Source organism: Pseudomonas sp. GW101-3H06 (genome assembly GCF_059424605.1).
Genome location: NZ_JBWKZO010000001.1, coordinates 5,743,600 through 5,764,179, shown reverse-complemented (window position 1 = coordinate 5,764,179; position 20,580 = coordinate 5,743,600). Strand labels below are relative to the sequence as shown.

The window sequence follows — 20,580 nt, the reverse complement described above, 5'->3', positions numbered from 1 at the left end:
CCGCCTCAATCTGGTCCCCATTCAACGCGGTCCCGAGACAATGTCTATCTGCACGTAAAAATATATCTTTAGACTATCCCCCCCTTGTGGCCGAAGTTCCCAGGTAGCGACATCGAAGTCAACTCCGACCGCGCTACTTTCTCCAGTCAGTACAGCGTCCTTCGCGTTTGCCGATAGTTCTTCGGATAAACATTTCAGATACGCATCGATGAAAGGATGACTACCATTGGTGTTCTGCGACGGACTTATGGAATTTCCATCCCATATGGCTTCCGTGAACTCCACCGATGACGATTCTTCCATGACATTGACTGCGCTAGCAAAATCTAAGCCCGCTCGGCGCGCCGCGTCGCTGAAAGTACGGAACGGTACGCCTGATGGGAGGTTGATTATTTTGACCGAAGACATGATGGCGTTCCTATTTTGCGATCGGGTTGGATTGTTCTCACATCGGGGCCGTTTGCAATCGATATCACTGAGGGACTGCACCTGCCGGACTCTCATCGCGACGACTTAACGGCGCCCGGTAGGGGCGTTTAGTCCGTCAGATCTTTACGGAAGCCCTTTTCCATCGTGGGTATCTCAACGCCCGCGCCGCTCTGGTGGGCTTCGTAAGGATTATTCGTTCTCATTAGCGAGTCGCCAACTGTCAAAATTGACAGTTGTTTAGAACAATTCGCAATGTCTCACCTGGTTTATAAGCCGTATTGCGCGCTTTAGTAGCCAAGTTGCCGGCGCATGGCATGGGAGATCGTGATTTCGCGAGCTGAATGCTTTAAATCGCCGGACTGCGCCGACGAGGAACGTAGGGCTTTGGGCATGGGGTACCGATGCCACAGACTCTGAGCGGTAGAATCCGGGAGGCCGAGGATGCATTGCCAGAAGCCGGCTGTCACCGGTAAGCGAGGGTTGTTTCGCACCCAGCCGTTGCGTTCGAGCAGTAGCCTGCTCACGATGAGGCCGGCCCGGATAACATCAATGCCGGATCAGTTTGCTGCGCACTTCAGTCATGGCCTGTTGATCCAGCTCCAGCCAGAACTGCTGTTTACCGGCGATCTCGGCAGCAGCGGGCAACCCATCGCGATACACCAGCCGATTGCTCGCCAGCGCTGGCACTTTCGCACCGGGCAGCAAGGTGCCGGCAAGGTTCAGCGGGTCGACTCCGCACACCGCAACCAGGCTGCCGTCATGGGGTCGGCGCCGCACTTCGCGCAGCAATGGAATCGCCTCGGGCAGCGCGAACTGTTCGCCTGCCAGACCACTGACAAAGCGTCCACCCCGAATCTCGCCCCGTGCTTCCAGGCGATGGAAAGTGCGCAGCAGTTCGCGCCAGCTCGGCAGCCAGTCCGCCTCACGTTCCAGCAAGCGCCAGAACACCACGCCGTAGCGGCGCAGCAAGGTCATGGCGATGTGTTCCAGGGTGTCGGCGGGTATCGGCAACGGGCGCGGGTTATCCACAACCGGCGCTGGCGAGCCGCGTCGAAGCAAGGCCCAGCGTCCGGCATCATCCATGCCGCCGATAAACGCTCCGCGCCCACGTCGGCCGCTGCGCGCCTGACGTTTGCTGGCGGGTGTGATCAAGGCTCGAAGCCCGGCGAAACTGTCGGCGTTCACCAGTCCGGCGCCGACCAGCTCTTGCAGGGCGATTTCCAGTTCGGTGCGCAATACATGCGCTTCATGCACCAGCTCATCGAAAAACAACGCGCCGTGCTGGCGCAGTGAGTCATAAACCTTTTGCGTTTTGGGCGACAGTTCGCTCACCGGCGTCTGCTCGGCCAAGTCGCTCCAGATCCCGACCCGATTGCGCGGCAGCAACACAATCGGCGTGCTGCGTAGGGCCGTGCCGGCGCCTTTGTTGCGGGCGGTGAGGCGGGTCCAGACCAGCTTGCCGCTGCGGCACAACTCATCCAGCCAGGTGGGCGTGTAATCCTTGAGGCGCGCCGGCAGGATCTCGCCGTCCCAGGCCGATGCCGCAGCGGGGTAACCCTCGAACTGAGCGATGATCGCTGGCAACATCGCGCTGCCCCGGCCTTGGGTGGTGCTGGACAGATGCTGCCAGTCGAACAGAAAGCGCATGAAATCCTGCAACGCCACGGGCTCGATTTCCCGCCGCAGACGCTTGACCGTATAACGGTGAATCCGCGCCAGCAGATGTCGCTCGCACCATTCTTCTTCGGCGTGGCCCGGGGTGAAGCGACCGCGCAGCACGTAGCCTTCGCGCTCCAGTTGCGCCAGTGCCCGGGTGACCTGTGTCGACGGCAATCCCAGCGGTTCGGCAATCGCCTTCAGCGGCAGAGGTCCAAACGCGCTGAGCCTGGCACGAACCACCTCAACCACGGCGTCGTCGGCTTTCCAGGGTTCATCAAATCCCGGCAAAGCCTGCAGCGCCGGGCTCAAATCACCTTGTGGATAAATCGCCTGCAAGCAGCTCAGCCGTTCCCGGGCCAGCCATAGCGAGTGATTGATACGGCAGGCGCGGCCACTGTCGGCCAGGGCATTCAACCAATCGAGCCAGTTCAAGTTGGCTTGCGCCTCGGCCTCGGTGATGCAGGCCAGGCTCATCAACGCCTCGTGCATTTCATCGACCCCGTTGGGCGCTGGCCAGGCTTCTTGCCCCACGGCGACGATGGCATCAAAGTCCAGTGCGCCGAGGTCATCGGTGGATTGCGGATCGCTCCAGCGGCGATTGAGCACGGCTTGGGTTCGACGCTCTTCCAGCGGTGCATCATCGAGAAAGGTGTAGGGCCTGGCGCTGAGAATTTCCGCAGCCAGGGGCGAGGGCGCGGGCAAGTCACGGCTGATCAGGCGGACCTCACCGCGTTCCATGCGCCGCAACAACGCCAGCCAGCCTTCGCTGTCCATGGCCTCATGCAGGCAATCATCGAGGGTTTGCTCCACCAGCGGATGGTCGGGAATGTCCCGTTCGCCGACAAGGTTTTCCACGCAAGCAATCTGATCTGGAAATACGCTGGCGATCAGGTCTTCGCTTTTTATTCGCTGAATTTGCGGCGCAACCTTTCGCCCTGCGCTGTAACGCGGTAACGCCAGGGCCACTGCGGCGTTCCAGCGCCAGCGCACGCCAAAGAGCGGTGCATCGAGCACGGCCTGGATTAGCGTGTGCTCGGCACTGTTGCTGTGCAAGTAACGCCAGACGTCGTCCAGTTCAAAACTGTGGCTGGTGGACAATGACAGCACGATGGCGTCTTCACTGGCGGCAGCCTGCAATTCGAAGTTGAAGGTGCGGCAAAAACGCTTGCGCAGGGCCAGGCCCCAGGCGCGGTTGATGCGGCTGCCGAACGGCGTATGGATGATCAGTTGGGTGCCGCCGGACTCGTCGAAAAAACGCTCCATCAGCAGCGTGTCCTGGGACGGCAGGGCGCCGAGGGCCTGGCGGGCGCGGGCGAGGTATTCGACCAGTTGCTCGGCACTGGCGAGATTGAGGCCAAGGGTCTCGGTCAGCCAGTCGAGGGCCGGTTGCAGGTTGCCCGGTGTGGCAGCCAGCAGCTCATCGAGCTGCGCTTGCAGGCGCGCGACGGCAAACGACAGCTCTGCACTGCGTCCCGGCGCTTCGCCGAGCCAGAACGGAATCGTCGGTGGTTGGCCCTGGGCATCTTCGACCCGGACCTTGCCGGTCTCGACCCGCAGGATCCGGTACGAGGTATTGCCCAGCTGGAACACGTCGCCGGCGATGCTTTCCACGGCAAAGTCTTCGTTGACGCTGCCGATGTTCAGCCCCTGGGGTTCCAGCAATACGCTGTAGTCGGCGTTGTCGGGAATGGTCCCGCCGCTGGTCACGGCCGTCAGTTTGGCGCCGCGGCGCCCGCGCAGGGTGCGGTTCACGGCATCGCGGTGCAGGTAGGCACTGCGGATGCCCTGACGCCCGTTGTAGCCCTCGGCGAGCATGTGCAGCAGCGCTTGATAGTGTTTTTCGTCGAACGCGGCGTAGGGCCAGGCCTGGCGGAACATTGCCAGCAAAGCGTCCTCTGGCCATTCCTGGCAGCTGACCTCGGCGATGATCTGCTGCGCCAGTACGTCCAGCGGCGCCAGGGGGATCTGCAAGGTGTCCAGTTCGCCGCGGCGTACACAATCGAGCAGGGCAGCGCATTCGATCAGGTCGTCACGGGTGGTGGCGAACAAGCGGCCCTTGGGTGTGCCTCCGACCTGGTGTCCGGAGCGGCCGACCCGTTGCAGGAATCCGGCGATCGAGCGTGGCGAAGCAATCTGGCACACCAGGTCGACATCGCCGATGTCGATGCCCAATTCCAACGAGGCTGTGGCGATCAGCACCTGCAACTCGCCGCGTTTGAGTCGCTGCTCCGCGTCCAGGCGAAACTCCTTGGCCAGGCTGCCATGGTGGGCGGCCACGGCGTCCTTGCCCAGGCGTTCGCTCAGGTGCCGGCTCAAGCGTTCGGCCAGCCGCCGGGTGTTGACGAAAATCAGCGTGGTGCGGTGTTCGCGGGCGAGGGCGGCGAGTCGGTCGTAGACCAGTTCCCAGACATCATTGGCCATCACCGCCGACAACGGCACGGGCGGCACCTCGATGTCCAGGTCCCGTGGGCGGGCATGGCCGATGTCGATGATTTCGCAATCTCGATCGCGGCCGACCAGAAAGCGCGAGACGGCTTCGATAGGTTTTTGCGTGGCCGACAGGCCGATGCGCACCAGCGGTTCGCCACAGAGCGCCTGCAGACGCTCCAGGCTCAGGGCCAGGTGGCTGCCGCGTTTGCTGGCGGCGATGGCGTGTATTTCGTCGACGATCACCGTACGCGTGGTGCCGAGCATTTTTCGGCCCGAGTCGGAACCAAGCAGCACGTAGAGCGACTCCGGGGTGGTGACCAGAATATGCGGTGCGCTCTTGCGCATCGCCGAGCGGTCTTTTTGCGGGGTGTCGCCGGTGCGCACGGCGGTGGTGATCTGCAATGGGGGCAGGCCCATCACACGCAGTTGTTCGGTGATGCCGGCCAGTGGCGTTTGCAGGTTGATGCGGATGTCGTTGGACAGCGCCTTGAGCGGCGAGACGTAGACCACCAGGGTTTCGTCAGGCAGGCCGCAGTCGGTGTCCAGCCCACGGTGGACAAGATCGTCAATGACCGCGAGGAATGCGGTCAGGGTTTTGCCGGAGCCGGTGGGCGCAGCGACCAGCGTCGAGCGGCGCTGACGGATCAGCGGCCACGCCCGGGCCTGGGCGGCGGTCACCGTCGCGAAGGTGTTGCTGAACCAGGCGCTGACGGCGGGGTGGAAGCCGTCCAGGGCACTGTCTGCGGGGATAGGCAGGTTCATGGTCTGATTTATGCGGGTGAGACGGGGAAGATGCAAGTACCGCTCAAGATCTTCGTTGGCCATTAAGGCCTCTTTGCGAGCAGGCTCGGTTCCACAGTGAATGGGTATACACCGCAGACCCTTTGTGTGGGAGCCTGCTCGCGAAGAGGCCGACACAGGCGACGCAAACCCCAGGCATCTACACTTTACGGATGACGGTTGCGCACTAAACCCGCAAAATGCAACGATTCCGGCAACTATCGGCGGCATCGCCTGCGAATACTGTCGATAAAACCATTGTTTCAATCAGATTGGGCCTGCTGACTCTATGCGAATGCGCCTTATGTTACTGGGCGGCGGAAATGCCCTTGGGCAGGCGCTGATTCGCCTCGGTGCGGAGGAAGACATCGGTTTCCTCGCCCCCCGCCCACCACAAGACGGCTGGGATGCCGCGAGCCTGACGCAATTGCTCGACGACACCCGCCCGGACGCGTTGATCAACCTCGCCTACTACTTCGACTGGTTCCAGGCGGAGACGGTCAGCGAACAGCGTCTGGCCGGGCAGGAACGGGCGGTCGAGCGCCTGGCCGAACTGTGCCAGCATCACAACATCGTTCTCTTGCAGCCTTCGAGCTATCGGGTGTTCGATGGCTCGCGCGCCACCGCCTACAGCGAAAAAGACGAACCGGTGCCGCTGGGCCTGCGTGGTCAGGCCTTGTGGCGGATCGAACAGAGCGTTCGCGCCACGTGCCCGCAACATGTGTTGTTGCGTTTCGGCTGGCTGCTCGATGACAGCCCCGAGGGCACCCTCGGGCGGTTCCTCAGCCGGGCCGAGCACCCGGAAGAGCTGCTGATGGCCGATGACCGTCGAGGCAATCCAACGCCCGTGGATGACGCCGCCCGCGTGATCATTTCAGTCCTCAAGCAACTCGACTGCGCAGCGCCGCTGTGGGGCACCTACCACTACGCCGGACACGAAGCGACCACGCCGCTGGCGCTGGGACAAGCTATCCTCAGCGAAGCACGCGCGTTGCATCCGCTGGCCATCGAAGCACCGACCGCTCAGGCCCACGCCGCGCGGCCGGACGCTGCCGAAGAACCGCAGCACGCGGTGCTGGCCTGCAAGAAAATTCTGCACACCTTCGGGATCAAACCGCGCGCCTGGCGCGCCGCTCTCCCGGGCCTACTGGACAGGTTCTATCGCCATGGCTGACGCTCCCGTTCTGATCACCGGCGGTGCCGGTTTCATCGGTTCGCACCTGACCGACGCCTTGCTCGCCAAGGGGTATTCGGTGCGGATTCTCGACGACCTGTCCACCGGCAAACGCAGCAACCTGCCGCTGGACAATCCCAAGGTCGAGCTGATCGTTGGCGACGTCGCCGATGCCGCGCTGGTGGCTAGGGCGATGGCCGGTTGCAGCGCTGTCGCGCATCTGGCGGCGGTGGCCTCGGTACAGGCCTCGGTGGACGATCCGGTAAAGACTCACCAAAGTAATTTCATCGGCTCGCTGAATGTCTGCGAAGCCATGCGCCAGTCCGGCGTCAAGCGTGTGCTGTTTGCTTCCAGCGCAGCGGTATATGGCAACAATGGCGAAGGCGAGTCTATCGATGAAGACACGCCCAAGGCGCCGCTGACACCCTACGCGTCGGACAAGCTGGCGAGCGAGCATTACTTCGATTTCTACCGGCGCGAGCATGCCCTGGAACCGGTGATCTTTCGCTTTTTCAACATCTTCGGTCCGCGCCAGGATCCATCCTCGCCGTACTCCGGGGTGATCAGCATTTTCAGCGAGCGCTCGCAGAAAGGCCTGCCGATCACCGTGTTTGGTGACGGTGAGCAGACGCGCGATTTTGTCTACGTTGAAGACTTGGTGAATCTGTTGGTGCAAGCCATTGAAAAACCGCAGGTGGAAGTCGGTGCGGTCAACGTCGGCTGGAACCAGGCGACCACTCTCAAGCAACTGCTTGAAGCACTGAAGGTGGTGGTCGGTGATTTGCCACCGGTGAACTACGGCCCCGCGCGTTCCGGCGATATCCGCCATTCACGGGCCGATAACCGGCGTTTGCTCGAACGTTTTGCCCGCCCCCAGCAGACTCCGATGAGTGTCGGGCTGGCGCGGTTGCTGGGGCGCTGAGCTGTTCAAGCCCACAAAAAAGGCGCCCTTGAGAGGCGCCTTTTTTGTGGCCGGAGATTGCTTCTGGGGCAATGTGTTTCCCCTGGCCGGGTTCACCACCACGTGAACATTCTTTAGAACCTGTAGCCCAGGCCCACCATGTAGATGAAAGGATCCGCATCCACGTTCACCCGTGCCCGAGTGCCCGGCGCGACGGCGTTGTTTTCCACGGTCGCGCGGGTGTCGATATCGATGTAGCGCAGCTGGGCGTTGAGCAGGATGTTGTCGGTCAGCATGTAGTCGGCACCGACCTGCCAGGCCACGCCCCAGGAGTTTTTGGTGTTGAAGTTGCTGAAACCATTGGCGCGGGCTTCGCTGCTCAGGTGTTCATCGTACATCCAGGTGTAGTTGACGCCAGCACCGACATAGGGCTGGAACGCAGACTTGGAGTCGAGCGGGTAGTACACCAGGCTCAAGGTCGGCGGCAGTTGATTGAAACTGCCGAGCTTGCCGTTGGCTGCACTCAGGGCTGTACCCTTGAGTTTTACATCATGCTCGAACGGCGTGGCCGCCAGCAATTCAATGCCCAGGTGATCGGTGATCATGTAGGCGAAGTTCAGGCCCAGTTGCGTGTCGCTGCTCAGCGTCGCCTTGCCGCCCAGATCGGCGCCGCTCAATGGACCCTGATCGACCTTGACGGTGGAGCTGTCGGTATTCGGGTCGACGGTGATCGCGCCGGCACGCAAGAGGATGTCGCCTTTTTCGTGGGCGTGGGCGAGCGGGGCTGCGAGCGCAAGGGCAAACAGCGTGGCGCCGAGCAGGGACTTGTTCATGGGGGCTCCAAAGGACGTTAAAAATCTTTGATGTCCAATGGTAAGGCGCCTAACGATTTGGTCTTTTGACTCAGCTCAAGGAAACGGTGATGGGGTTGGTTTTTGTGGTGCCATTGAAGGCCTCTTCGCGGGCAAGCCTCGCTCCCACATTGGATTTGCGCACCCACACAAATTCCCTGTGAGCCTGCTCGCGAAGATTATTGTTCAGGCGACGGTGAATTGCCGGGATTCACTCCGGCAATTCATACAGGTAAATCTTGTCCGCCTCCATCTGATACCCGGCATCGGCCAACTCGCTGGAGGACGGTTTGACCTGCATCGCGCCTTCGATCCAGTACGGCTGGTACAGCTCGTCGAGCTTCACGCCCACTTCGCTTTTGACGTGCACGATCTGGTTCGACGGCGGTGGCGGTACGTGGATGCAGGCGCCGAAGTACGGCACCAGCAGAAAGTCCGTGGTGCGACCTTCCTCACTCACTTCCAGCGGCACGATGTACCCCGGCAAACGAATGTTCTGGCCATCGAGGGCTTTGACCACCGGTGCGTTGGGCATGTCCTGTTTGGCCGCTGGCGCGGATTCGGCGGACAGCGTATCGCTCATCTTCGACAGGTCGTGCAGCGGCGTCATGTTCGGCACTTCCGGCGGGGCGTCCGGCGGGATCATTTCCGACCAGGTGAGCTCTTTCGGCTCGGCCGCCCACAGCGGCAGGGCGACCAGCATCAACAGCGCAAAAACAGCGCGGGGCATTTTCAAGGTCCTCATAAGCGGATCGACAGGCCATCGGCCAAGGATTGGCGATAAGCGCGCCAGGCCGGCACGCTGCCCATCAGCAGCGCGGCGATCAGGATGCCAGCAAGCAGCGTCCATTCATATTCGCTGGGCCACGCCAGTGGCAGAAACAGGCCGTAATTGGCTTGCACGTAACCTTGGGCGGCGGCGATGCCCACATACAGCAGCGCCACGCCGGCGATCACGCCTGCCAGCGTCAGGGCAAACGCCTCCAGCACCAGCAATGTCGCGACGTGCCACGGGCGCGCGCCCACCGAACGCAGAATCGCCATCTCGCGGCGGCGTTCGTTAAGGCTGGTGAGAATCGCCGTGAGCATGCCGATCAGCCCGGTCAGCACCACAAACAGCGAGACCACGAACAGGGCTTTTTCCGCGGTGCTCATCAGGCTCCACAACTCTTGCAGCGCAACGCCGGGGAGGATCGCCAGCATCGGTTCGCCACGGAATTCGTTGATTTCGCGCTGCAAGGCAAAGGTCGAAATCTTGCTATTCAGGCCCAGCATGAAGGCGGTGATCGCCTGGGGCGTCAGGTCCATGTTACGCGCCTGATCGGCACTGATTCGCCCTTCGCCCCGGGCCGGCACGCCGTTGTGCCAGTCGATGTGAATCGCTTCCATGCCCCCGAGGCTGATGTGCAGCGTGCGATCCACTGGTGTGCCGGTGCGTTTGAGAATGCCGACCACGGTGAACGGCTTGTCGTCATGTTTGACCAGGCTGATCGCCGCCACGCCGTGGGCCAGCACCAGTTTATCGCCGAGTTTGTAGTGCAGCGCGTCCGCCACTTCGGCACCGAGCACCACTTCGAACGGATCCGTGGCGAAGGCGCGGCCATCGGCCAGTTCCAGGTGTTGCTGACGGCCGTACTGATAATGCTCGAAGTAGGCCTCGGTGGTGCCCATCACCCGATAACCGCGATGGGAATCACCAAGGGACATCGGGATCGCCCATTTCACTCTCGGGTTGTTGGCGAAGTGTTCGAAGCTGTCCCAACGGATGTTGTTGGTGGCGTTGCCGATGCGGAACACCGAATACAACAACAGGTTCACCGAGCCTGAGCGTGCGCCGACAATCAAGTCAGTGCCGCTGATGGTGCTGGCGAAACTCGCCTTGGCCTCGGTGCGCACCCGCTCTACGGCCAGCAGCAGGCACACCGACAGGGCGATGGCGAACGCGGTGAGGATCGCAGTGAAGCGGCGGTTAGCCAGGCTGGCCATGGCTAGACGAAACAAATACATCTCAGACCTCGAAAGACGTGGCGGCGCGATTGAGTTCGGCCAGCGACAGGTGGCGATCGAACAGCGGTGCGAGGCTCTGATCATGACTGACGAACAACAGGCTCGACCCGGCTTCGCGGCATTCAGCGAACAGCAGGCGAATGAAGTGCTCGCGGGCGTCGTAGTCCAGGGCGGAAGTCGGTTCGTCGGCGATCACCAGTTCCGGTTGGCCAATCAGGGCGCGGGCGGCAGCGACCCGTTGTTGTTGGCCGATGGACAGCGAGTCGGCGCGGCGTCCGAGGATGTGTTCATCCTTCAGGCCCAAGTGGGCGAGCAAGGTCGCTGCCGCGTTATCGACACTCCCATGGCGCTGTTTCGCGCGTTCGGCACGCAGCTTCGAGAAATGACAGGGCAGTTCGACGTTCTCGCGCACTGACAGGAATGGCAGCAGGTTGAACTGCTGGAAAATGTAGCCGGTGTGATCGACACGGAAATGGTCGCGGGCACCGGCCGACAGTTCAGTCAGCTCCTGGCCGAGCAGGCGGATGCTGCCGCGATCAGGTTTTTGCACACCACCGAGCAGGCCGAGCAGGGTGGTCTTGCCGCTGCCGCTGGGTCCCTTGAGAAACAAAGTTTCCCCAGGCTCCAGGCGAAACGCCGGGATATCCAGCAGCGGCGGGTGTCCGGGCCAGCTGAAGCCCAGGTCGGACAGTTCGATGAGTGCTTGGGTCATGTGCAACCGATCAGGTAATGGGTGAACCCTGTGGGAGCGAGCCTGCTCGCGAAGGGGGCGTCAATCTCAATATCACAGGGGCTGTCGCAGCGTATTCGCGAGCAGGCTCGCTCCCACAGAAAGGGTTTCGGTGAATCAGAATTTGAGGGCGGCAGCCTTGGCCGTCACTTCCACCCCTTGCTGCCCGCCCGGGCCGATCAGTTGTACCTGAATTTTCTGGGTGGCCGGGAATGTGTTGAAAATATTCGCCAGATCCAGGGTCTTCAGTGCACCGGGTGTGGCGCAGCTGAACTGGTAGTGGGCGTGGATTTCGCTGTGGTCGTGGTGATGTTCGTCCTTGGCGTCTTTGTCCTGATCGTCATCGGCATCCGGTTTATCACCGAACAGCGGGCTCTCCAGTTCCTGGCTGGCCACCACGCAACCGGCGGCGTTCGCCAGGTTGAACAGCACCAAAGGCTTCTCGAGTTGAGCGCGGGCTGCGGCGACCTTGGCTTTGTCAGCATCGGTAGTGGCGGCATGTTCGAAACCCACCAGGTTCATTGCCGGGCTTTGCAGTTCCAGTTCCAGGGTTTGGCCATCCAGCACCGCGTTCAAGCGACCGACGCCGTGTTCGTGGGCGCCGAGGCTGCCGTGCTCATGGTCGTGATCATGGTCATGTTCGTCAGCGGCCTGGGCAACAGCCAGTGGCAACAAGGCAAACGGCAAAGCGAGCAGCAGACGGCGCATGGACGGGTCTCCGAAAGGTAAAATGAAAAATATGTTATGTAATCTTATAACGTAGTTTCGCAGAGTTTGACTGCCTGCTTGGCGTTGCACAAGTCCCATGGGAGCATGCAAGTGAAGAAATGTGCAGGAGCGGACTTATGTTGCGAATTCGCGGAAGCATCGGCGACTGGCCGGTGGATTTGACGCTGGAGATGGATGACGCCGACTGGGCACGGCTCGGTGCGCAGTTGCAGGTGGAAAAAGCCCAGGTCAGTGCAGGGCCGGCCAAACCGCTGAGTCAGGATGATGCGTTATGGCAGGTCGCCAGGGACTTGCTGCGAAAGGCGGGGCAATTGAGCGGGCCGGATCTGTTGGAGCAGCTGGAAGGTTTGACCGGCAGTGCGGCGTCGGGCAAGCGTCTGTTGGTGCGGCTGCGCCATAGCCCGGACGTGAAGGTGGAGAGCGGTGCCGATACACCGCTCTACCGGTGGATCGAGACGACTTAATACAACGCAGCAAACAACTTGCGACGGTACGTGGTCACCAGCGGGTGATCGTTGCCCAGCAGTTCGAACACCTGCAGCAAGGTCTTGTGCGGCAAGCCTTCGCTGTAGCTGCGGTTGCGGATGAACAGCTTGAGCAAGCCATCCAGCGCCGCGTCGTACTGCTGGCGGGCCAGTTGCTGAATTGCTAGCTGATAGACCGCTTCATCGTCCTGTGGGTTTTTCGCCAGCCTGGCTTTCAGGTCGGCGGCATCCGGCAGGTCCTTGGCCTGGCCGAGGAACTTGATCTGCGCCTTGGCACCGGCCAGGGCAGCCTTGTGTTCATCGCTCTTGACTGCATCGAGTACGGCTTGCGCTTCACCCAGCTCACCGCGCTCGGTGAGGCAGCGGGCATACAGAATCAGCGCCTTGGCATTGGTGTTGTCTTCGCCCAGCAGCACCTTGAGGATGGCTTCTGCGTCGGCAAAACGGCTGTCGTCGAACAGCGCCTGGGCCTGTTCGAACGGATCGGCAGCGGCGGGTGGCGGCATCTTCACATGAGGTTCGAGCAGGGTGCGAACAGCCGACTCCGGCTGTGCTCCGGCAAAACCATCGACGGGCTGGCCATCCTTGAACAGCACCACGGTCGGCAGGCTGCGGATACCGAAACGAGCGACGATGTCTTGCTCGATGTCGCAGTTGACCTTGGCCAGCAGCAATTCACCCTGATAGCTCTCGGCGATGGTCTGGAGCATCGGCATCAGCACTTTGCACGGCGCACACCATTCGGCCCAGAAATCCACCAGCACCGGTTTGTGGAAGGAGTTCTCGATCACCGACTGGTCGAAATCGGCAGTCGTGGCGTCGAAGATGTACGGCGTTTGCTGACTCATGGGGGATCTCGTAAAAGCGTGAATGGGGCAACTATACGGCCTGGTAGGGGGTGGCCGGAAGCGGGGTAGCCTTTGAGAGGTGTATTGCCTGACAAGGCGCTTTCGCGAGCAGGCTCGCTCCCACAGTGGTTTTGCGGCGTTCACAAACTCCCTCTGGGAGCGAGCCAGCTCGCGAAGCTTTTAATTAGCGCCGCGCGTGGTACAGGCTCACATGGCGAAACTCTTCGGGTTCACACAGATCCGGCAAGGTCATGGCCTCCAGCATTTCGATGCGCCGATACAATGGATGGCGGAAATCCCGAACGCGCGAATCCGCCACCAGGGCTTCGCGCCCTCGACTGAGAAACTCATCGAGCAGCGGCAGATTCGCCCGGTCGTACAACACATCCGCCACCAGGATCAGATCAAAGCGATCAGCCTCAGCGAAGAAATCCGTCGAGTAGGTGAGCTGTACGTCATTGAGTTCGGCATTCGCCCGACAGGCCGCAATCGCCAGTGGATCGAGGTCGCAGGCCACCACTTCCAGCGCCCCGGCTTTCACCGCGGCAATTCCCGCCACGCCGGAGCCGGCACCAAAATCCAGCACCCGTTTTCCTATGACCCATTCGGGAAATTGCGCGAGGTAGCGAGCCACGGCCAGACCACTGGCCCAGCAGAAGCTCCAGTAGGGCGGCTCATGCAGAATGCGTCGGGTCTCTTCCGGACTGAAGGCACGGTCCATATTGTCGCCGTCGATCAGCCACAGTTTCAGTTCGGTTTCCGGCAAATCACAGGCGACCAGGCGTGCATCGCCAAGCAGTTCATCCAATGCCTGTTGCAGGTCGAGCGGTGCATTCATGGTGCTTTGACGAATTGCAGTTGGCCCAGCGCCTGGGTAGTGGGTTGCGTGATCCGTTGCGACGGCAGGTGCAGGATCAACTGGCCGGACTGACTGGCGCGGCCCCGCAGTTCAACCCGTGCGCCGACCGGAAAGGCATCCGGGTTGAAGCGCAGGTGGAACGGCAGCACCTGGTTGGTGCCGATCAGGCTCGAACTGGCGAGCAATTGTTGCGGGCGGTCTTTTTCGTCGATGACCAGCAACGCCAGTTCGACTTCGGCGCCGGCTGGTACACCTTGCAAGGTGCCGCTCAATTCGCGCTGATACGCCGGCAGCGGGCCCAGCGGGACCGATTGCCTGGCTTTTTTCTGTGCCTGTTCCGGCGCAGGGCCGGGTGTCGGCGGCTGGGGCTTGGGCGCATCGCTGCTGCAGGCCACCAACAGGCTGAAAAGACTGAGTAAAACGAGCGGTCTCAGGGACATTTGTGGCTCCAGCAGGTGTAGTCCATATATAACCAGTCTGTATACCGCAAACCCTATGGCTTGTCTTGCCACGGGGATGCGCTACCATGGCCCTCCCTTTTTTTGTTGCCTGCCACCATGCACTGTCCCTTCTGCGGTGCCAACGACACCAAGGTCATCGACTCGCGTCTGGTCGCCGAGGGCGAACAGGTGCGCCGCCGGCGTGAATGCCTGGCCTGCGGCGAACGGTTCACGACGTTCGAAACCGCTGAACTGGTGTTGCCGCGCCTGATCAAAACCGACGGCAGTCGCCAGCCGTTCGACGAAGAAAAACTCCGCGCCGGCATGCAGCGTGCGCTGGAGAAGCGCCCTGTGAGTGTCGAGCGCCTCGAATCGTCGCTGGTGCACATCAAACACAAACTGCGCGCCACCGGCGAGCGCGAGGTCAAATCCCTCGTGGTCGGTGAGCTGGTGATGGCCGAGCTGCAAAAACTCGACGAAGTCGCCTATATCCGCTTCGCTTCGGTGTATCGCCGTTTCCAGGACCTCAACGAGTTCCGCGAAGAGATCGATCGCCTGGCCCGTGAACCGGTGAAAGAATGACCACGTCCGCCGAACAGGCCATCCTCGACGCCCACTACATGGCCCGCGCACTGGAACTGGCACGCAAAGGTCATTACACGACACACCCCAACCCGCGGGTCGGTTGCGTGGTCGTGCGCGACGGGCAAATCGTCGGCGAAGGCTGGCACGAGCGCGCCGGCGAACCCCACGCCGAAGTCCATGCGCTGCGCGCCGCTGGTGACCGGGCCCGGGGCGCCACGGCTTACGTAACCCTCGAGCCTTGCAGCCACCACGGTCGCACGCCGCCTTGCGCCGATGCCCTGGTGAATGCCGGGGTAGCGCGGGTCGTGGCAGCGATGCAGGACCCGAACCCGGAAGTCGCCGGTCGTGGCCTGCAACGCCTGGAGCAGGCCGGCATCGCCACTGAAAGCGGCGTGCTGGAAGGCGAGGCGCGCAAGCTCAACCCGGGTTTTCTCAAGCGCATGGAGCAGGGCTTGCCGTTCGTACGGGTCAAGCTGGCCATGAGCCTGGACGGTCGCACGGCGATGGAAAGTGGCGAGAGCCAATGGATTACCGGCCCCGCGGCGCGTTCGGCGGTTCAACGCTTGCGCGCCCAGGCCAGCGTGGTGCTGACCGGCGCCGATACGGTGCTGGCGGACAATGCCCGGTTGACGGTGCGCGCCGATGAGCTGGGGCTGGATGCCGAACAAACCGCACTGGCCATGAGCCGACCGCCGCTGCGGGTGCTGGTCGACGGTCGCCTGCGCGTGCCGCTGGATGCGCCGTTCTTCAAGGCCGGCCCGGCGTTGGTCGCTACCTGTGTGGCGGTGGAAGAGCAATACGCCAACGGCCCTGAATGCCTGATCGTGCCCGGCTACGACGGCCAGGTCGACCTGCGCCAGTTGCTGGTCGAGCTTGCCCAACGTGGTGTCAACGAGGTGTTGGTCGAGGCCGGTCCACGACTGGCCGGTGCTTTCGCTCAACTCGGTTTGGTGGATGAGTTCCAGATTTTCATTGCCGGCAAGTTTTTGGGCTCTTCGGCACGGCCGCTGCTGGATTGGCCGCTCGCACAAATGAAGGATGCACCCGAGCTCAAAATCACCGAAATTCGCGCGGTGGGCGATGACTGGCGAGTCACCGCCATTCCTTCGCCACAGTCAGCGTGAGAGCTACTACGCTCGGAAATACTGCGTTAAAAACAGGCTCGGAATGCTCATTTACAATCCGTAAACTCCGCTTCCTTGCCTGTTTTTGCCTTGTCTTTCCTTCGCTCGCTACGCTCTCACGCTGACTGAGCGGCGAGCGTATAATTCCAGGCCAGCTACAGCGCTGGCTCTGTTCTCGAGGAGAACCCCATGTTCACCGGCATCATCGAATCCATCGGCAGTATTCGTGCATTGACCCCAAAAGGCGGAGATGTGCGGGTCCATGTAGAAACCGGCAAGCTCGACCTGAGCGACGTCAAACTGGGCGATAGCATCGCGGTCAACGGCGTGTGCCTGACGGCGGTTGAATTGCCGGGCAACGGCTTCGCGGCGGACGTCAGTCGCGAAACCCTCGACTGCACCGCCATGAACGACCTGAAAAGCGGCAGCCCGGTCAACCTGGAAAAAGCCCTGACCCCGACTACACGCCTGGGCGGACATCTGGTCAGCGGCCACGTCGATGGCGTGGGTGAAGTGGTTGCCCGTACCGAAAACGCGCGCGCCGTGGAATTCCGTATCCGTGCGCCGAAAGAACTGGCCAAGTACATCGCCCATAAAGGTTCGATCACCGTCGACGGCACCAGCCTGACCGTGAACGCGGTCGATGGCGCCGAATTCCTGCTGACCATCATTCCGCACACCCTGAGCGAAACCATCATGGCATCGTACCAGCCAGGTCGCCGGGTCAATCTGGAAGTCGACCTGCTGGCCCGCTACCTGGAGCGCCTGTTGCTGGGCGATAAGGCCGCAGAGCCAACGGCCGGCAGCACCATTACTGAAAGCTTTCTGGCCGCCAACGGCTATCTCAAATCCTGAAGCTCAAATTTCGAAAGAAGGGGGGTGCCTTGTGGCGCTCAATAGCATCGAAGAACTGGTTGAAGACATCCGCCAAGGCAAGATGGTCATCCTTATGGATGACGAAGACCGCGAGAACGAAGGCGACCTGATCATGGCCGCCGAGTGCTGCCAGGCCGAACACATCAATTTCATGGCCAAGCACGCCCGCGGCCTGATCTGCATGCCGATGAGCCGCGAACGCTGCGAACTGCTCAAGCTGCCGCTGATGGCGCCACGCAACGGTTCCGGCTTCGGCACCAAGTTCACCGTGTCCATCGAAGCGGCCACCGGTGTGACCACCGGCATTTCCGCTGCCGACCGTGCGCGCACCGTGCAAGCGGCCGCTGCCCGTGATGCCAAGGCTGAGGACATCGTCAGCCCGGGCCACATCTTCCCGCTGATGGCCCAGGCCGGTGGCACCCTGGCCCGTGCCGGCCACACCGAAGCGGCCTGCGACCTGGCGCGCATGGCCGGTTTCGAGCCGAGCGGCGTGATCTGCGAAGTGATGAACGACGACGGCACCATGTCCCGTCGCGCCGAACTGGAAGCTTTCGCCGCCGAACACCACATCAAGATCGGCACCATCGCCGACCTGATTCACTACCGGATGATCCACGAACGTACCGTTCAGCGGATTGCCGAGCAGCCGCTGGACAGCGAACTGGGCCAATTCAACCTGGTGACCTATCGTGATTCCGTGGAAGGCGACGTGCACATGGCCCTGACCCTGGGCAATGTCTGCGCCGAAGAACCGACCCTGGTGCGCGTGCACAACATGGACCCGCTGCGCGACCTGCTGATGGTCAAGCAGCCGGGCCGCTGGAGCCTGCGCGCCGCCATGGCCGCGGTGGCCGAGGCCGGCAGCGGTGTGGTGTTGTTGCTCGGTCACCCGCTCGACGGCGATGTGCTGCTGGCGCATATCCGCGAAACCGCCGATCACGCCGCCGTGAAAAAACCGACCACCTACAGCATTGTCGGTGCCGGTTCGCAGATCCTGCGTGACCTTGGCGTGCGCAAAATGCGCCTGATGTCGGCACCGATGAAATTTAATGCGATATCCGGTTTCGATCTGGAAGTTGTAGAATACGTGCCCTCCGAATAATGACCGGTTGTTTGCGGCCCTGAATTCGCGGTTCAAATATCACTGAGGGGCGCGTAGAAGACGCGTCCCGGCTCTTTAAGAGATCTATCGAATGACCCTGAAGACCATCGAAGGTACCTTCATCGCCCCTAAAGGCCGCTACGCTCTGGTAGTGGGCCGTTTCAACAGCTTCGTCGTTGAAAGCCTGGTCAGCGGTGCAGTTGATGCCCTGGTTCGCCATGGCGTGAGCGAAAGCGACATCACCATCATCCGTGCGCCTGGCGCCTTCGAAATCCCGCTGGTTGCGCAAAAAGTCGCTCAGAAGGGCGAGTTCGCGGCAATCATCGCCCTGGGCGCGGTCATTCGTGGCGGTACTCCGCACTTCGAATACGTGGCGGGCGAATGCACCAAGGGCCTGGCCCAGGTGTCCATGGAGTTCGGCGTTCCGGTCGCTTTCGGTGTCCTGACCGTTGATTCCATCGAGCAAGCCATCGAACGTTCCGGCACCAAGGCCGGTAACAAAGGTGCCGAAGCTGCCCTGTCCGCTCTGGAAATGGTCAGTCTGCTGGCGCAGTTGGAGGCCAAGTGATTAGCGACGAAAGCGATCGTTTCAACCCGCGCGATCCAAAGCCTGCGGATGCCGGCAAGCCATCGAAAAGCGCCAAGCGTCGCGAAGCCCGTCAGCTCGCGACCCAGGCACTGTACCAATGGCACATGGCCAAGCAGTCGCTGAACGAGATCGAAGCGCAGTTCCGGGTCGATAACGATTTCACCGATGTCGATGGCGCATACTTCCGCGAAATCCTGCACGGGGTTCCGCAGTTCAAGACCGAGATCGACACCGCACTCAAGCCTTGCCTGGACTTGACCATCGAAGAGCTCGACCCGGTTGAACTGGCGGTTTTGCGCCTGTCCACCTGGGAACTGCTCAAGCGTGTCGACGTGCCTTACCGCGTAGTGATCAACGAAGGCATCGAACTGGCCAAGGTCTTCGGTTCCACCGATGGCCACAAGTTCGTCAACGGCGTGCTCGACAAGCTGGCTCCGCGTTTGCGTGAAGCTGAAGTGAAGGCGTTCAAGCGCTGATCGGCGCTTGTAACGTCGGCACGAAGCCATGGGCGAGTTTGAGCTGATCCGCAATTTCTTCGCCGCCGCGCCTTGTGCGCAGGGCGGCGAAGGCGTTGCCCTCGGCATTGGCGATGACTGCGCCTTGCTGGCTGTTCCCCCGGGGGAGCAGTTGGCGATTTCCACCGACACCCTCGTGGCCGGTGTGCATTTCGCAGATCCCTGCGATCCGTTTCTGCTCGGCCAGCGCTCGCTGGCCGTTGCGGTCAGTGACCTGGCCGCCATGGGCGCCACCCCCGTTGCCTTTACCCTTGCCTTGACCTTGCCGGCGGTGACCACCGATTGGCTGCAAGCCTATGCCCGTGGTTTGAACCTCATGGCGCAAAGCTGCGGTGTGGCGCTGGTGGGCGGCGACACCACCCGTGGGCCGTTGAGCCTGACCATGACCGTGTTCGGTCGGGTACCGGGCGGGTTGGCCTTGACCCGCAGCGGCGCGCAAGCGGGCGACCTGCTGTGTGTGGGCGGCGAATTGGGCAATGCCGCCGGGGCATTGCCGCTGGTGCTGGGCCAGCGCAGCGCCGAGGCGGTCATCGCCGACCCGCTGCTGACGCATTACTGGTCGCCGCAACCGCAGCTTGGATTGGGCATGGCACTGCGTGGCAAGGCGACTTCGGCGCTGGATATCTCCGATGGCCTGCTCGCCGATTGCGGGCACATCGCCCTGGCGTCGAACGTCGGCCTGCAGGTCGAACGCGAACGCTTGCCGCTGTCGGCGGCGCTGCTCGCTTTCCTCGGTCGATCAGGCGCGGAACGTGCCGCCCTCAGTGGCGGTGACGATTACGTACTGGCCTTCACTCTACCGTCCGTCGAGTTGCCGGCCTTGCTGGCCGACGGCTGGCCGATCCATGTGATCGGGCGCGTGGTGAACGGCCAGGGCGTGATACTGCTGGACGCCGATGGACAAGACATCACCCCGCAAACCCGGGGTTATCAACATTTTCGGGAGACACCGTGACAGATCATCCCAAACAGGTCCCGGCGGAATTCGTGCCGCCATCGGTCTGGCGCAACCCATGGCATTTCCTGGCGTTCGGCTTCGGCTCGGGCACCCTGCCAAAGGCACCGGGCACCTGGGGGTCGTTGGTTGCGCTACCCTTTATCCCGTTATGGCAAATGATGCCCGATTGGGGCTACTGGCTGATGTTGGGCATCACCATGCTGTTCGGCTTCTGGCTGTGCGGCAAGGTCGCCGATGATTTGCGGGTGCACGACCACGAAGGCATCGTCTGGGACGAGATGGTCGGAATGTGGATCACCCTGTGGCTGGTGCCGGAAGGCTGGCAGTGGCTGCTGGCGGGTTTTCTGATGTTCCGCTTCTTCGATATCCTCAAGCCGTGGCCGATTCGCTGGATCGACCGGCATGTTCACGGCGGTGTCGGGATCATGCTCGATGATGTCCTGGCCGGGGTATTCGCATGGTTGGCGATGCAGGGGCTGGTATGGATTTTCGCCTGACCTGAGAGGTTA

General features: G+C 61.8%; 21 protein-coding genes. 11 read left to right on the top strand and 10 right to left on the bottom strand.

What is annotated here, in order from left to right; all coding sequences use genetic code 11:
- Window positions 1-21 precede the first annotated feature (21 nt).
- A complete protein-coding gene (locus AC07ZE_RS26510) occupies window positions 22-408 on the bottom strand; it encodes a hypothetical protein (RefSeq protein WP_207267318.1) in 387 nt (128 codons plus the stop codon).
- 567 nt (window positions 409-975) lie between these two features.
- Window positions 976-5,280 (bottom strand): Lhr family helicase, encoded by a 4,305-nt coding sequence (locus tag AC07ZE_RS26505; RefSeq protein ID WP_207267316.1) that lies wholly within the window; start codon window positions 5,278-5,280, stop codon window positions 976-978.
- Between the two features lie 307 nt (window positions 5,281-5,587).
- Here AC07ZE_RS26505 and AC07ZE_RS26500 point away from each other — a divergent pair, with 307 nt between their 5' ends.
- Entirely contained in the window at window positions 5,588-6,472 is an 885-nt protein-coding gene (locus tag AC07ZE_RS26500) for a sugar nucleotide-binding protein (protein ID WP_207267308.1), read from the top strand.
- On the top strand, window positions 6,465-7,394 hold the full coding sequence (locus AC07ZE_RS26495; RefSeq protein WP_207267298.1) for an NAD-dependent epimerase/dehydratase family protein: 930 nt from the start codon (window positions 6,465-6,467) through the stop codon (window positions 7,392-7,394). Before AC07ZE_RS26500 ends, AC07ZE_RS26495 begins: the two co-directional genes overlap by 8 nt.
- Before the next feature lie 113 nt (window positions 7,395-7,507).
- Here AC07ZE_RS26495 and AC07ZE_RS26490 read toward each other — a convergent pair whose 3' ends face one another.
- The 5 genes from AC07ZE_RS26490 to AC07ZE_RS26470 form a co-directional block, all read right to left on the bottom strand.
- The gene (locus AC07ZE_RS26490; RefSeq protein ID WP_207267295.1) at window positions 7,508-8,206 is read right to left on the bottom strand and encodes an OmpW/AlkL family protein; all 699 of its coding nucleotides are present in this window, start codon (window positions 8,204-8,206) and stop codon (window positions 7,508-7,510) included.
- A gap of 229 nt (window positions 8,207-8,435) precedes the next feature.
- Window positions 8,436-8,954: a DUF3299 domain-containing protein gene (locus tag AC07ZE_RS26485; RefSeq protein ID WP_095197190.1), complete on the bottom strand. Its 519-nt coding sequence runs from the start codon at window positions 8,952-8,954 to the stop codon at window positions 8,436-8,438.
- 11 nt (window positions 8,955-8,965) lie between these two features.
- Window positions 8,966-10,231, bottom strand: a complete 1,266-nt coding sequence (locus tag AC07ZE_RS26480; protein WP_207267293.1) for an ABC transporter permease — start codon at window positions 10,229-10,231, stop codon at window positions 8,966-8,968.
- A gap of 1 nt (window position 10,232) precedes the next feature.
- A complete protein-coding gene (locus AC07ZE_RS26475; RefSeq protein ID WP_137804425.1) occupies window positions 10,233-10,943 on the bottom strand; it encodes an ABC transporter ATP-binding protein in 711 nt (236 codons plus the stop codon).
- A 135-nt stretch (window positions 10,944-11,078) separates the two neighbouring features.
- Window positions 11,079-11,669: a DUF2796 domain-containing protein gene (locus tag AC07ZE_RS26470; RefSeq protein ID WP_207267284.1), complete on the bottom strand. Its 591-nt coding sequence runs from the start codon at window positions 11,667-11,669 to the stop codon at window positions 11,079-11,081.
- Window positions 11,670-11,806: 137 nt separating this feature from the next.
- On the opposite strand from AC07ZE_RS26470, the gene AC07ZE_RS26465 reads away from it, so the two are divergent.
- On the top strand, window positions 11,807-12,154 hold the full coding sequence (locus AC07ZE_RS26465; RefSeq protein WP_207267282.1) for a hypothetical protein: 348 nt from the start codon (window positions 11,807-11,809) through the stop codon (window positions 12,152-12,154).
- On the opposite strand, the gene trxA is transcribed toward AC07ZE_RS26465, so the two are convergent.
- The 3 genes from trxA to AC07ZE_RS26450 all read right to left on the bottom strand — a co-directional run bounded on the left by trxA (window position 12,151) and on the right by AC07ZE_RS26450 (window position 14,322).
- On the bottom strand, window positions 12,151-13,023 hold the full coding sequence (gene trxA / locus AC07ZE_RS26460) for a thioredoxin (protein WP_207267280.1): 873 nt from the start codon (window positions 13,021-13,023) through the stop codon (window positions 12,151-12,153). The genes AC07ZE_RS26465 and trxA overlap by 4 nt on opposite strands.
- 184 nt (window positions 13,024-13,207) lie before the next feature.
- Complete coding sequence (locus AC07ZE_RS26455) at window positions 13,208-13,861, bottom strand: class I SAM-dependent methyltransferase (protein ID WP_207267277.1); 654 nt, start codon at window positions 13,859-13,861, stop codon at window positions 13,208-13,210.
- Complete coding sequence (locus AC07ZE_RS26450; RefSeq protein WP_207267275.1) at window positions 13,858-14,322, bottom strand: YbaY family lipoprotein; 465 nt, start codon at window positions 14,320-14,322, stop codon at window positions 13,858-13,860. Before AC07ZE_RS26450 ends, AC07ZE_RS26455 begins: the two co-directional genes overlap by 4 nt.
- A gap of 117 nt (window positions 14,323-14,439) precedes the next feature.
- Between AC07ZE_RS26450 and nrdR the strand changes: the two genes are divergently transcribed.
- The 8 genes from nrdR to AC07ZE_RS26410 all read left to right on the top strand — a co-directional run bounded on the left by nrdR (window position 14,440) and on the right by AC07ZE_RS26410 (window position 20,568).
- Complete coding sequence (gene nrdR / locus AC07ZE_RS26445) at window positions 14,440-14,904, top strand: transcriptional regulator NrdR (protein WP_003228656.1); 465 nt, start codon at window positions 14,440-14,442, stop codon at window positions 14,902-14,904.
- The gene (ribD, locus tag AC07ZE_RS26440) at window positions 14,901-16,031 is read left to right on the top strand and encodes a bifunctional diaminohydroxyphosphoribosylaminopyrimidine deaminase/5-amino-6-(5-phosphoribosylamino)uracil reductase RibD (RefSeq protein ID WP_207267273.1); all 1,131 of its coding nucleotides are present in this window, start codon (window positions 14,901-14,903) and stop codon (window positions 16,029-16,031) included. Before nrdR ends, ribD begins: the two co-directional genes overlap by 4 nt.
- 189 nt (window positions 16,032-16,220) lie before the next feature.
- Complete coding sequence (locus tag AC07ZE_RS26435; RefSeq protein WP_008059524.1) at window positions 16,221-16,886, top strand: riboflavin synthase; 666 nt, start codon at window positions 16,221-16,223, stop codon at window positions 16,884-16,886.
- A gap of 31 nt (window positions 16,887-16,917) precedes the next feature.
- Window positions 16,918-18,009 carry a bifunctional 3,4-dihydroxy-2-butanone-4-phosphate synthase/GTP cyclohydrolase II gene (gene ribBA / locus AC07ZE_RS26430; RefSeq protein WP_207267271.1) on the top strand — a complete coding sequence of 364 codons (1,092 nt, stop codon included), beginning with the start codon at window positions 16,918-16,920 and terminating at the stop codon, window positions 18,007-18,009.
- Between the two features lie 91 nt (window positions 18,010-18,100).
- On the top strand, window positions 18,101-18,577 hold the full coding sequence (gene ribH, locus AC07ZE_RS26425; RefSeq protein ID WP_003228649.1) for a 6,7-dimethyl-8-ribityllumazine synthase: 477 nt from the start codon (window positions 18,101-18,103) through the stop codon (window positions 18,575-18,577).
- Complete coding sequence (gene nusB / locus AC07ZE_RS26420; protein WP_095197200.1) at window positions 18,574-19,074, top strand: transcription antitermination factor NusB; 501 nt, start codon at window positions 18,574-18,576, stop codon at window positions 19,072-19,074. The genes ribH and nusB overlap by 4 nt, the downstream gene beginning before the upstream one ends.
- 28 nt (window positions 19,075-19,102) lie before the next feature.
- Window positions 19,103-20,068 carry a thiamine-phosphate kinase gene (gene thiL / locus AC07ZE_RS26415; RefSeq protein WP_207267269.1) on the top strand — a complete coding sequence of 322 codons (966 nt, stop codon included), beginning with the start codon at window positions 19,103-19,105 and terminating at the stop codon, window positions 20,066-20,068.
- Entirely contained in the window at window positions 20,065-20,568 is a 504-nt protein-coding gene (locus AC07ZE_RS26410; protein WP_207267267.1) for a phosphatidylglycerophosphatase A family protein, read from the top strand. Before thiL ends, AC07ZE_RS26410 begins: the two co-directional genes overlap by 4 nt.
- The last annotated feature ends 12 nt before the right edge of the window (window positions 20,569-20,580 follow it).